Source organism: Intestinibacillus massiliensis (genome assembly GCF_900155735.1).
Lineage (GTDB): Bacteria > Bacillota > Clostridia > Oscillospirales > Butyricicoccaceae > Intestinibacillus > Intestinibacillus massiliensis.
Genome location: NZ_LT707052.1, coordinates 17,729 through 30,114, shown reverse-complemented (window position 1 = coordinate 30,114; position 12,386 = coordinate 17,729). Strand labels below are relative to the sequence as shown.

11 protein-coding genes and 2 pseudogenes are annotated in these 12,386 nt (G+C 62.4%); 5 read left to right on the top strand and 8 right to left on the bottom strand.

The genetic code is table 11. The annotated features are described in order from the left end of the window. Positions 1 to 93 precede the first annotated feature (93 nt). Positions 94 to 504, bottom strand: a complete 411-nt coding sequence (locus tag CZ203_RS03490; RefSeq protein ID WP_087064792.1) for a Fur family transcriptional regulator — start codon at positions 502 to 504, stop codon at positions 94 to 96. Positions 505 to 686: 182 nt separating this feature from the next. Continuing rightward, entirely contained in the window at positions 687 to 1,358 is a 672-nt protein-coding gene (epsC, locus tag CZ203_RS03485) for a serine O-acetyltransferase EpsC (protein ID WP_264472916.1), read from the bottom strand. 325 nt (positions 1,359 to 1,683) lie between these two features. Here epsC and CZ203_RS03480 point away from each other — a divergent pair, with 325 nt between their 5' ends. The 4 genes from CZ203_RS03480 (at position 1,684) to mfd (ending at position 8,477) form a co-directional block, all read left to right on the top strand. After that, positions 1,684 to 2,892, top strand: coding sequence for a nucleotide sugar dehydrogenase (locus CZ203_RS03480; protein WP_087064791.1), 1,209 nt, complete (start codon positions 1,684 to 1,686; stop codon positions 2,890 to 2,892). A gap of 302 nt (positions 2,893 to 3,194) precedes the next feature. After that, positions 3,195 to 4,400 (top strand): cysteine desulfurase NifS, encoded by a 1,206-nt coding sequence (gene nifS, locus CZ203_RS03475; protein ID WP_087064790.1) that lies wholly within the window; start codon positions 3,195 to 3,197, stop codon positions 4,398 to 4,400. 42 nt (positions 4,401 to 4,442) lie between these two features. Next, positions 4,443 to 4,874: a Fe-S cluster assembly scaffold protein NifU gene (gene nifU, locus CZ203_RS03470; protein ID WP_087064789.1), complete on the top strand. Its 432-nt coding sequence runs from the start codon at positions 4,443 to 4,445 to the stop codon at positions 4,872 to 4,874. Positions 4,875 to 4,985: 111 nt separating this feature from the next. Beyond that, the gene (gene mfd, locus CZ203_RS03465) at positions 4,986 to 8,477 is read left to right on the top strand and encodes a transcription-repair coupling factor (RefSeq protein WP_087064788.1); all 3,492 of its coding nucleotides are present in this window, start codon (positions 4,986 to 4,988) and stop codon (positions 8,475 to 8,477) included. On the opposite strand, the gene CZ203_RS15250 is transcribed toward mfd, so the two are convergent. Further along, positions 8,474 to 8,602 (bottom strand): hypothetical protein, encoded by a 129-nt coding sequence (locus tag CZ203_RS15250; RefSeq protein WP_268875362.1) that lies wholly within the window; start codon positions 8,600 to 8,602, stop codon positions 8,474 to 8,476. The two genes, mfd and CZ203_RS15250, sit on opposite strands and share 4 nt — an antisense overlap. An 85-nt stretch (positions 8,603 to 8,687) precedes the next feature. On the opposite strand from CZ203_RS15250, the gene CZ203_RS03460 reads away from it, so the two are divergent. After that, positions 8,688 to 8,906: a helix-turn-helix domain-containing protein gene (locus tag CZ203_RS03460; protein ID WP_200809422.1), complete on the top strand. Its 219-nt coding sequence runs from the start codon at positions 8,688 to 8,690 to the stop codon at positions 8,904 to 8,906. A 908-nt stretch (positions 8,907 to 9,814) separates the two neighbouring features. Here CZ203_RS03460 and add read toward each other — a convergent pair. From add to CZ203_RS03440, 5 genes and pseudogenes are all read right to left on the bottom strand, one after another. Continuing rightward, positions 9,815 to 10,771, bottom strand: coding sequence for an adenosine deaminase (add, locus tag CZ203_RS03455; protein WP_087064787.1), 957 nt, complete (start codon positions 10,769 to 10,771; stop codon positions 9,815 to 9,817). A 17-nt stretch (positions 10,772 to 10,788) separates the two neighbouring features. Further along, the gene (locus CZ203_RS14495) at positions 10,789 to 11,025 is read right to left on the bottom strand and encodes a pentapeptide repeat-containing protein (RefSeq protein ID WP_087064786.1); all 237 of its coding nucleotides are present in this window, start codon (positions 11,023 to 11,025) and stop codon (positions 10,789 to 10,791) included. Positions 11,026 to 11,040: 15 nt separating this feature from the next. Continuing rightward, positions 11,041 to 11,088: pseudogene (locus CZ203_RS15585) on the bottom strand (hypothetical protein); the annotation flags it as partial. Between the two features lie 71 nt (positions 11,089 to 11,159). After that, positions 11,160 to 11,378 (bottom strand): annotated as a pseudogene (locus CZ203_RS15075) (SAM-dependent methyltransferase); the annotation flags it as partial. Between the two features lie 56 nt (positions 11,379 to 11,434). After that, the gene (locus CZ203_RS03440) at positions 11,435 to 12,148 is read right to left on the bottom strand and encodes a tRNA1(Val) (adenine(37)-N6)-methyltransferase (RefSeq protein ID WP_087064784.1); all 714 of its coding nucleotides are present in this window, start codon (positions 12,146 to 12,148) and stop codon (positions 11,435 to 11,437) included. Positions 12,149 to 12,386: the final 238 nt, after the last annotated feature.

The window sequence follows — 12,386 nt, the reverse complement described above, 5'->3', positions numbered from 1 at the left end:
ATAGCACTATGCACGGATAAATACAATCCCACGCGCACAAAAACACAAAAAGGACACGGTTCCCCACCCCATGGCGCACAAAAAAGCAGGCGGCTAAACAGCCGCCTGCCCCATGGGTTGGTCTTCTTTTTCTTCCGCGCATGCGGGACAGATACACTGGGCGACGAGCGAATAGCCCGTTACCTCCAGCCCGGACTGGATCGCAAGCTGTTCGGCAAGCGGCGGCGTGCAGCGCAGCGTGATGTCGATCATCTTGCCGCACCGCTCACAGACCATGTGGTCGTGCCACTCGCCCTGCCGGTCGAAATGGTCGGGCTGGCCGGGCACGGAAATCTTGCGGATTTTCCCCAGCTCGGTCAGTACGTTGAGGTTGCGGTAGACTGTGCCAAGGCTGATGTTCGGCAAATCCCGGCGCACCGCGCGGAAGACGTCGTCCGCCGTGGGGTGCGCGTAGCTGCCCTGCACGGTCTCGTATATCAGCGTCCGCTGCTTGGTGTTGTTCATAGGCCTCTCCCTTTTCTAATTGCCAATAAGAATGGTTCTTATATTCGGTGTAACTTCAGTATAGCGGATCGCGCACAAACTGTCAATCATAAATAGAAAAACGGGGTTATTTCATGAAATAACCCCGTTTTTATCTAAATAAAAGTGCTTTAATTTGATCAAGCTAACAAAATACGGCGCTTTTATTCGTCGTATTCCCGCGCATCCTCCTCGGCTTTCCGGATACGCTGTTCGTTTTCGTATACGCGGCGGGTGAGCTGGCAAAGCTCCTGCGCCACGGGGTCGGGCATGTGGATCTGGTCGAGGTCGAAGGAGGGCGTGGTGGATACGCGCTCGCCGCCGATCTTGACCACGCGCGCCTTCACGCCGACCACGGTCGAGTTGGCGGGCACCTCCTGCAACACGACGGCGTTCGCGCCGATGCGGGAATTGTCGCCGACCTTGAACGGGCCGAGCACCTTCGCGCCGGTCGAGATGAGCACGTTGTCGCCGATCGTGGGATGGCGCTTGCCGGTGTCCTTGCCGGTGCCGCCCAGGGTCACGCCGTGGTAGATGGTGCAGTAGTCGCCGATCTCGGCGGTCTCGCCGATCACGATCCCCATGCCGTGGTCAATGAACAGCCCGCGGCCGATCTTCGCGCCCGGGTGGATCTCGATGCCGGTCAGGTGGCGGGCGAGCTGGGAAACCAGGCGCGCCAGGAAAAAGCGCTTGTGCCGGTACAGGAAATGCGCCATGCGGTGGTAAATCAGGGCGTGGAAGCCCTGGTATAGCAGGAAAACCTCCAGGGTGGAACGCGCCGCGGGGTCGCGGTCGCGGATCAGCCGTGCGTCTGTCAGCAGGCCTTCAAAAATCATAAGCAATCGTCCTTTTGCGTTTATCCGCGGGATGGCCGCAGCAAGAAAAGTGTGCTGCCGGCCATACAAATAGCAATATCGCGTATAGTACATTATATCCTGAACGGGCGGGAAATTCAAATAAAAGTTGTGGGATATGGGACAGGCGGCGGGATTCGTGCAATTTTAACGACCGTGCCGCCGTATAAATGCGTAAAATCGCCATTTTTCTGTAAATTCAAATTGTAACCGCCCATGCTTTGTGTTAAAATGGACGTGTATAAGAAAAAGGGCCGTGTCAGGCGCGCAGCGCGCGGCCGCGGCGCATAAAGGAAGGTTATACAATATGAAAAAAATCACAGTCATGGGACTGGGCTATATCGGCCTGCCGACGGCGATCACCCTGGCGGGCGCGGGCTACGAGGTCTGCGGCTTCGACGTGACCGAACGGGTCGTCGAAAGCCTCAAGGGCGGCAAGATCCACATTGTCGAGCCCGGCCTGCAGGAGGCCTTCGACCAGGCGGTCGCGGGCGGGCACCTGCATTTTTCGAGCGAGCTCAGCCCGTCCGACGTGTTTTATATCGCCGTGCCCACCCCGTTCTTTGAGGACGCGTCGGGCGCGCACAAGGCCGACCTGCGCTTTGTCGAATCGGCCGGCCGCATGGCGGGCAAGGTGCTGCGCCCGGACGACCTCGTTATCCTGGAGTCGACCGTGCCGCCCCGCACGACCGAAATGCTCGCGCGCGTGCTGGGCGAGGAAAGCGGCATCCCGCAGGGCGAGATCCATGTCGCCCACTGCCCCGAGCGCGTCATCCCCGGCAATATGATGTACGAGTTGAAGAATAACGACCGCATCGTCGGCGCGCGCACGCCGGAGGCCGCGCAGATGGCCAAGGAGATTTACGAGCATGTGCTCGACAAGGGCGTCGTGCGCGTCACGGACGACATCACCGCCGAGATGTGCAAGCTCACGGAGAATACTTTCCGTGATGTTAACATTGCATATGCCAATGAGTTATCAGTTATCTGCGATAAAATGGGGATCGACGTGTTCGAGCTGATCAAGCTGGCCAACTGCCACCCCCGCGTCAATATCCTGACGCCGGGCGTCGGCGTCGGCGGCCACTGCATCGCGGTCGACCCGTGGTTTATCTACGAGCAGTTCCCCGAGGAGGCCAAGGTGATCCACGCCTCCCGCCTGCGCAACGAGAACAAGCCGCGCTTTGTCGCGGAAAAGGTGCTCTCCTCCCTGCGCGACCCCAAGAAGGACTTGGTCGCCGTGCTCGGCCTGTCCTACAAGCCCGACGTGGACGACCTGCGCGAGTCCCCCTCGATCGAGCTGTGCAACATCCTGCGCGACAAGGGCGTGAACTTCATCGCCTGCGAGCCGTTCGCGCCGTATGGCGAGGTGCACGGCATCCAGAACGTGCCGTTTGAAGAGGCGCTGTCCCGCGCGGACTATGTGGTCGTCACGCTCGGCCATTCGCTGTTTCAGGAAAACCGGGACAAGATCGCCGCGAAGCCGTTTTTCGACTGCGTCGGCATGATGGAATAAACGCAAAGGCCCGCTGCAAAGCGGGCTTTTCCCTACCCCTCCGGCAGGACGGGTGGATAAGCCGCCCATCCCGGGGCAATACTAAGAAAAAGTCCGGAAAATGCACTGATTTCCTTGCATTTGATGCGGGGAGCGAGTAAACTTATAAATTAGGCGGCGCTATTTTAGGATATCCTAGGAAGTCCGTCTAAATTCGTGCGATTCAAGGCGATTCTTTCGTGCAATTTTGGCGTTGATAACCCTACCTTTGGGGTGTATATTTTAAGTTAGTAATAGCCAACATAGGAGGCGAACAATATTTCATGAAAAGACTGGTCTATACCGATAACGCGGCGACCACGCCGATTTCCAAGAATGTATATAACGCAATGCAGCCCTGGCTGACGGGCGGCTTCGGCAACCCCTCCAGCCTGTACGGCCTCGCGTGGGACGCCAAGCGCGCCATGGACGGCGCGCGCGCCACGGTGGCCAAGGGCATCGGCTGCGACCCGGACGAGATCATCTTCACCGGCGGCGGCTCGCAGGCGGATAACCTCGCGATCAAGGGCTTTATGCCCGGCCGCACGGCGAAGGGGCGCAAGCACATCATTACCTCCAAGATCGAGCATCACGCGGTGCTCTATACCTGCCAGTACATGGAGACGCTGGGCTACCGCGTCACCTACCTCGACGTGGACGCGCAGGGCCGCGTCGACCTCGGCCAGCTCCGCCGCGAGATCAGCGAGGACACCGCGCTTGTCACCATCATGGCCGCCAATAACGAGATCGGCACGATCCAGCCGCTTGCGGAGATCGCGCAGATCGCCCACGAGGCGGGCGCGCTTTTCCATACGGACGCGGTGCAGGGCGTCGGCCATATGCCGATCGACGTGCACGCGATGGATATCGATATGCTGTCCCTGACCGCGCACAAGATCCGCGGCCCCAAGGGTATCGGCGCGCTGTATGTGAAAAAGGGCATTGATATCGTGCCCCTCGTCCACGGCGGCGGCCAGGAGCGCGGCAAGATGTGCGGCACGGAAAACATCGCCGGCATCGTCGGCCTGGCGGAAGCTGTCCGCGACGCGACGGCGCGCATGGACGAGATCCTGCCGCGCGTCCAGGCGATGCGCGACCGCCTGGTGGAGGGTATCATGAAGATCCCCTACACCCACTACACCGGCGACCCGGTCAACCGCCTGCCCGGCACGGCCTCCTTTATCTTCGAGGCGATCGAGGGCGAGGGGCTGATCATGCGCCTCAATAACGAGGGCATCTGCGGCTCGACCGGCTCGGCCTGCTCGACCGGCTCGCTCGACCCGTCCCACGTGCTCATGGCCATCGGCCTGCCGCACGAGATCGCCCACGGCTCCCTGCGCCTGACGCTGGGCGAGCAGAACACCGAGGAAGAGGTCGACTATATCCTCGAAAAGCTGCCCCAGGTCGTGGAGACCCTGCGCTCCATGAGCCCTGTATGGGAAAACGGCAAGCCCAACATGACGGCGGCGACCGAGCTTCACGCGCACTAAAAGCGTAACAAAAACCCTGTGTTTTCATAAAGGAGAATCACCATGCAATACAGCGACAAGGTACTCGACCATTTTTCCAACCCCCGTAATGTCGGCGAGATTGCAGACGCAAACGGCGTCGGCGAGGTCGGCAACGCCAAGTGCGGCGACATCATGAAAATTTACCTCAAGGTGTCCGACGACGGCATCATCGAGGACGTCAAGTTCAAGACCTTCGGCTGCGGCGCGGCAATCGCGACCTCTTCCATGGCCACCGAGATGGTCAAGGGCAAGAGCCTTGAGGAAGCGCTCAAGCTGACGAACAAGGCCGTTGCCGAGGCGCTGGACGGCCTGCCGCCGGTCAAGATGCACTGCTCGGTGCTGGCCGAGGAGGCGCTCCGCTCCGCCATCGCAGACTATTACAAGCGGATGGGCAAGGATCCCTCCGAAATCCTGGGCTGCGACTGCGACTGCGCGCATTGCCACGAGCATTAATCCCCGCAAACCCGCATAGCGTATAAGGGCAGATTGAAAAATCTGCCCTTTTTGGCGTATCCGTACTTTTGGCGCAGACAGGCCATAATCCGAATACAGATGGTGTAATTTATGAATGAAATTGCTTTAAGTATTACAAATCTGCGGGAATACAACGCAGTATACGACGCGCTGCGGCGCGGCGATACGCCGGTCGCGTCGGCGGGCCTGTCCCCTATCCATAAAGCGCACCTGGCGGCGGCGCTGCACCTCGAGACCTCGCGGCCGGTGTTCGTACTAACGGCGGACGACCAGGCGGCCGCCCGTATGGCGCGCGACCTGTCGGCCTTCCTGGAGCGCGACGTGCTGACGCTGCCCTACCGCGATTTTGTCATGCTGGGGGCGCTCGGCTCGTCGCGTGAATTTGAGCACAAACGCCTGGCGGCGCTGCACCGGATGCGCATGGGAGCGCCGGCCGTCGTGGCGTCCGTCGCGGCGGCGGCCGAGGCCTGTATCCCGCCCGGACGGCTTGCCGCCGCGACCCTGACCCTCAAGGCCGGGGAGGAATACGACCTGCTGCGCCTGGCCGCCGACCTGTCCCGCGCGGGCTATGCGCGAGCCGTACAGGTCGAGGGGCCTGGGCAATTTGCCGTGCGCGGCGACCTGCTCGACCTGTTCCCGCCCCAGGAGCGCGCGCCGGTGCGCTGCGAATTCTTCGGCGACGAGCTGGACACCATGAGCTATTTCGACGTGGGGAGCCAGCGGCGCGGCGACCGGCTGGATACGCTGCTGTGCCTGCCCTGCGCCGAGGCGCTGCCCCATTTGGCGCCGGGCGGCGTGCCCGGGCTGGTGGAGACGCTGCAAAAGACGCTCGCGGGCCGCCGCAAGAAGCACCCCGACCTGGATAAGAACCTGCGCCGCGATATCGAGCGCCTGACGGAGGACGGCACGCTGCCCGGCGCGGACAAGTACCTCCCCCTCATATACCCGGAACGCACCTGCGCGCTTGCCTACCTGCCGGAGGACGTGCTGTTCCTGGTGGACGATACGCCCCGCGTGCGCGAAGCGTCGCGCGGGTTTGCCGCGCGCATGGCGGACGACGTCGAGGCGCTCTTGGAGCGCGGCGAGCTTTCCGGTGAACATACCGGTTTTGCACTGGGTTTTCCACAGATTGTGGAAAACTTCAAGCGGTATGGCTGCGTCTTGATGGATACCTTCCTCTCATCCGTGCCCGAGGTGGCGCTGGGCGCGATCGTCAACTTCACCGCCAACCAGATGAACGCCTACGGCGGCAACGTCGATATGGCGGCGGCGGATATTTCGCTCTATGCCGGTCAGGGGCGGCGGGTGGTCATGCTGTGCGCCAGCCCGCTGCGCTGCAAGAACATGGAGGAGACGCTGCGGGACGCGGGCGTGCCCTGCGCCCTCTCCGATAAGCTGCCCGCCGAAGGGCGCGTGCACATCATGGAAGGCGGCCTGTCGGCGGGCTTTGAGTATCCCGCGCTGGGGCTGGCCGTCATGACCGAAGGGCAGGTGCTCAGCCGCCGCCAGGCGGGCAAAACCCGCAAAAAGTCCAACCGCGACCGCGTCAAAAGCTATACCGACCTGACCCCGGGCGACCTCGTCGTGCATGAACACCACGGCATCGGCCGGTTTGTCGGCATGGAACGCATGACGGTGGACGGCGCGCAGCGCGACTTTGTCAAAATCGCGTTTGCGGGCACCGATTTCCTCTATGTCCCCGCGACCAACCTCGACCTGATCTCCAAATACATCGGCGGGGGCGGCGACCCGGAAAAGACGCGCCTGAACAAGCTGGGCGGCGCGGACTGGGCGCGCGCCCGTACCCGCGCCAAGGCGGCGGCCAAGGAACTGGCCGCCGGGCTGATCCAGCTCTATGCGGAGCGCAACCGCCTCAAGGGCTACGCCTTCCCCGCGGACGACGACTGGCAGCGGGAGTTTGAAGCTTCCTTCCCGTATGACGAAACCGACGACCAGCTCAAATGCATCGAGGAAATCAAGGCCGACATGCAGTCCGCGCGCCCGATGGACCGCCTGCTGTGCGGCGACGTGGGCTTCGGCAAGACCGAGGTGGCGCTGCGCGCGATCATGAAGTGCGTGCTTGCGGGCAAGCAGGCGGCCATCCTGGTGCCGACGACCGTGCTCGCGCGGCAGCATTACCTGACCGCGCTCGACCGTTTCTCCGGCTTCCCGATGACGATCGAGCTGCTTTCGCGCTATAAAACGCCGTCCGAGCAGAAAAAAATCCTGGAAAAGCTGCAAACCGGCATGATCGACCTGATCGTCGGCACGCATAAGCTGTTCCGGAAGGACTTGAAGTTCAAGGATCTCGGCCTGCTCGTCGTGGACGAGGAGCAGCGCTTCGGCGTGAGCCATAAGGAAAAGCTCAAGGAGATTTCCAAGCAGGTCGACGTGCTGACGCTGTCCGCGACCCCGATCCCGCGCACGCTCAACATGGCGCTGTCCGGCATCCGCGACATGTCGGTCATCGAGCAGCCCCCGCATGACCGCCACCCGGTACAGACCTTTGTCATCGAGTTTTCCGAGCCGGTCGTAAACGACGCGATGCGGCGCGAACTGGCGCGCGGCGGGCAGGTCTATTACCTGCACAACCGCGTGGAAAGCATCGACCGCACGGCAAACCGCATCCAGAAGGCCTTCCCGGACGCGCGCATCGGCGTGGCGCACGGCAAGATGACCCAGCGCGAGCTGGCGAATATCATGACGCAGATGTCGGACGGCGAGATCGATATCCTCGTGTGCACGACGATCATCGAGACCGGTATCGACATCCCGAACGCAAACACCCTGGTCATCGAGAACGCGGACGCGATGGGGCTGGCGCAGCTCCACCAAATCCGCGGGCGCGTCGGCCGCTCGAGCCGCCATGCGTTCGCCTACCTGACCTTCCGGGCGGGCAAGGTGCTCAGCGAGATTTCGCAGAAACGCCTGTCCGCGGTGCGTGAGTTTGCGGAGTTCGGCTCGGGCTTCAAGATCGCGATGCGCGACCTGGAAATCCGCGGCGCGGGCAATGTGCTGGGGCCGGAACAGTCCGGGCATATGATGTCGGTCGGCTATGACCTATACCTCAAGCTGCTGGAAGAAGCGGTGCTGGAGGAGCGCGGCAAGACCCCGAAGCGCCGTGTCGAATGCGCGGCGGAACTGACGCTGTCGGCCAATATCCCGACGGATTACGTCGCGGACGCGGGGCAGCGCGTCGACCTGTACCGGCGCATCGCGCTCATCCGGAACGCGGAGCAGCGCGAGGATATGCTCGACGAGCTGATCGACCGCTTCGGCGACCCGCCGGCGCCGGTGGCCGCGCTATGCGATATCGCGCTGCTGCGCGCGCAGGCGTCCGACCAGGGGATCGTGGAAATCCGCCAGACCGAAGGCCGGCTGCTGCTGACCTGGGAGTCCGCCGATTTTGCGCGGCTGTCCGCCCTGTGCGCAGAAAAGGCGTACAAGGGGCGGCTGCTGCTTAACGCGGGCAGCCAGCCGTATATTTCGCTGCGGCTCAATAAGGGCGAAGCGCCGATGGAGATGGCGCAGAAGCTGGTTGCGCTTTACGCGGCGACCGGGACACAAAAAGAGGACGGTTAACCGTCCTCTTTTCCTGTTTCATGGGTCAAAATATCTTCTGTTTTTAACTGGATTTGTTGCAATTGCGCGATTACGTCGGTCACTTCATTAAACAGCTTTAAATAAGCGAGTTTATAATCTTCCATAATCTTACTCCTTTCTTTTTTATTTTAGGTCAATTTCACCCTAATGTCAATAGGTCAATTTGACATAATAATTTTGGTGATGCAATTGACGAGATTAAAAGCGCTCCGGAAGGAAAAGGGCTATACCCAAATTAAAATGCAGACTTTAACCGGGATTGACCAAAGCGATTACTCAAAGATTGAAAACGGCGTGCGTTATATGACCTTTGAACAGTGCAAGCGGCTGGCATTGGCACTGGATACCAGTATGGATTATCTGGCGGGGCTTACGGATGAAAAGAAGTCATACCCGCGAGGGAAATGAGCAAAGGGTTTAGGGGATGTTTCCCCTAGGCCCTTTTTGATGTTCATGCGCGCGGTATGCGCGGGGGTTTGCGGCTGCGCGCCGCAGGCGCCAAAGGGGTATGGGCAAACCTGCGGTTTTCCCGGACCCCTTTGGAATCCCCACCCTTTCCCTTCCGCCTGCGGCGGCTCAAAATGCTGCCCGCATTTTGACCGCCAAACGGCGGGCGGGGGCGTTCCTTTGCGTGCGGTGCGCCGCCCCTCCCGCGAACCGGGGATTGGAGGGTGATGCGTATAAACGGGGATGCGGGGTGCAGGGTAATTTGACGGTGCAGCCCGCCCGTCCGGCACTCCTGCGTGCAGGGCACAAAGTGGGATATGCCCCGGGGCGCGAACCCCCAGGCGCACAGCAGCACGGCGGCGCGGGGGATCACAGTCAAATCGGCAGGAAATCATCCCCAAAAACAGCCCCCTTCTTAAAGCGGTACGCGGCGTTGCGTGATTGCGGAAACAGCCACGCCCCCCGCGGCGCGCGCCTTAGGAGGGCAGGCGTAGCCTGTCCGACGGGTAGCGCGCCAAAGGAGGGGGCGGGGTGTCCAGAGGGACATGGGGGAACCATGGGTTCCCCCATGTCCCTTTGGCCCTTGCGCGGGAGCGCATATCCCCGTCCCGCGCCCGTGGCGCGAATATACCTACGCGGGCAGCACGCCCCTTGCGCGAACCGGGGATTGGAGGGTGGTGCATGTAAACGGGGACGCGGGGTGCAGGGTAACTTGACGGTGCAGCCCGCCCGTCCGGCACGCCTGCGCGCAGGGTACAAAGTGGGATGTGCCCCGGGGCGCGAACCCCAAGTGAGGAAGCCAGCGGGTGCTTTTGCAAAAAACAAAAATCCCGCGCACAGGCGGGATTCTCAGAAATGTTTTATGAGCATCAGGCGACAAACGAGGCTTCGCGCGCATACCGTGCAAGGACGGCAAGTTCGTCGTCCGTAAACCCGTGCACGTCGCGCAGGATTTGGTATTCCCGCGCTAGGGTTGTGCCGGAAACGGTCATATTGTCCGTACAGACCGCGATTTTGACCCCCGCGTCAAACAGGCGGCGGATCGGATGGCTTTGGTAGCTGCCCACGCACTGCGTCTGCACGTTGCTGGTCAAGCACTGTTCGAGGACGATCCCCTGCGCGACAAGCTGCCGCAGCAGCTTCGGCGCGTTTGCGGCGTGCGTGCCGTGCCCGATGCGCCGCGCCCCGAGCTTGACCGCCAGGGCGACGTTCCGGTACGTCCCGGCCTCGCCCGCGTGCAGCGTGATCGGCAGGCCGGCGTCCCGCGCGGGGGCGAGCAGCCCGGCGTACTCCTGCATCGGCCGCGCGTCCTCCTGCCCGGCGAGGTCGACTGCGCAGACGCCCTTGTCCCGGTAGGCGAGCGCCAGGCGCACGGTTTCCGCGTTGTCCGCGTCGCTGCCCGTCGTCATCATACATAGGATCACGCCGGCCTTTAGGAAGGGATAGCGCCGCCGGCCATCCTGCACGCCGGCCAATACCGCTTCGACCGCACCGGCCTGTGCAAGCCCGCGCTGCCCGTGCAGTTGGGGCGCAAAACGGATTTCCGCGCAGGTCAGCCCCTGCATCCCGAGCGTGATCACCAACTCGCTCGCCGCATAGCGCAGCGCGTCCGCGGTTTGCAGCACGGACAGCGGCAGGCGGAAGCAGGCCAGGTATTCCGCGAGGCTATGGCAGTCCGGCGGCACCATGCAGTAAGGCGTCAGCCCGTCCGGCGTGGCGGCAGGCAGCGCGGCCCCCTGCCGCGCGGCAAGGGTTAAGATGGTCTCCATGCGGAGCGAACCGTCCAGATGGAGATGCAGGTCGGTTTTTGCATAAGGGTGGCGCATACATATCCCTCCTTTTTTTATCGGATGACCAGCCCAAGCAGGCGCGCGAGCTGCGCCGCCTGGGGTTCCGTGACGATGGCGCCCGCAAGCTCCCTGCCCTCCACGACCAACCGGTCGATGCAGGCGCGCCGCAGGTCGACCCCGGCAAGGGGCGTGCCGAAGAAGCTGGCCTCCGTCAGGTCGGCGTCCCCCGGGTCGAAGGCGCGGAGTTTGCAGCCCGTCAGGTTGGCCGTGCGCAGGCCGCACTTCTGCATCCGGAGCGCGCGGATGGAAGCGCCGTCCCAATTGGACAGCGAAAAATTGCATTCTTCCAGCAAAACATCGTGAAAATAGCCCTCGACCAGCCGCGCGCCGACCGCCTTGCAGCCGGTAAATGTGCAGCGGATNGCAGCCGCGCCAGGATTTCCTCCCCGCGCTGGCGGCGGTTGTGTTCGTAATAGCTGACCATTGGCTTGTGCAGGCCGAGATGGCGCAGCAGCTTCTGGCTGACGCGGGTGTCCTCCGCCGCGATGAAGGCGGCTTCGCCGAGCACCGCCGCCGCGCGCGGCGACAGGTCGCCGAGGTTGCCGATCGGCGTTGCGACCAGGTATAGGGTTGCACTACTCATTGTAATATTCCTCGATTATATTTCTTCTAGACGTTTCTGTATTATACGTATTGCAATTATTTAAGTTGATATATTGTTTTGTATTCGTCCGTAAAGCTGCCGTCCGGGTTTTGCACCAGCAGCGGAGGCAGGACGGACAGCCCTTCCCGCGCGCCCTTCATGCCTTCGAGCAGCACCGCGGACGGGGGCTTGTCCGCGCGCTGGTGCACAAAGCGTAGGCGCTTGGGTGTCAGGCGCGCGTCCCCGAAGGCGCGCAGCAGCGCGGGCAGGCGTTCCGGCCGGTAGACCATGGCGCATTTGCCGCCCTGCTTCAGGCAGTAGGCGGCGGCGTTTGCCGCGTCCGCGGCGGTGCAGGAAAGTTCCTGCCGCGCGGCGGGCAGGGCGCTGTGAGAAGCGCCGCTGCCGGGGGCAAAATAGGGCGGGTTGCACACGGCGTAATCCATGGAGCCGTGGGGCGGCAGGACGGCGCGGTCGCGCAGGTCGCCTTGGATGACGTCCATGCGTCCCTCTAGCCCGTTGCGCGCGCGGTTACGGGTGCACAGCGCGGCGGCCTCCCCGCACAGCTCGAGCGCCGTCACATGGAGCTGCGGGAACCTGCCGAGCAAAATCAGTGAAAGCGCGCCCGAACCCGCGCCGAGGTCGAGCGCGCGGCCGCGCGGCTTGGGGCGGGCGAAATGGCCGAGCAGCACGCTGTCCTGCCCGAGGGGGAAGGCCGTTCCCGCCTGCCCGAGCGAAAGCCCGCCCGTCAGCGTCAGCGTTTTCCCTTCCATGCGCCACTCCCCTTCCCGCCGTCCCGCTGTTGCGCGGCGATTTCCGATATATCCTTATGATACTGTCTTTGCCGCGGGGTGTCAATGAAAGAGGGGCGCGGGCGGCGTATTATTTTCGGAAAGTTCACATCTTTGCGGGATATACGCTGTTTATCCGTCGTTTTTGGCGATAAAATGGCGGGTTTCTGGGAAATCTGCCGCCCCGGGCGGCGGCGCGGGGAGCAGGTTTCATGAAGCC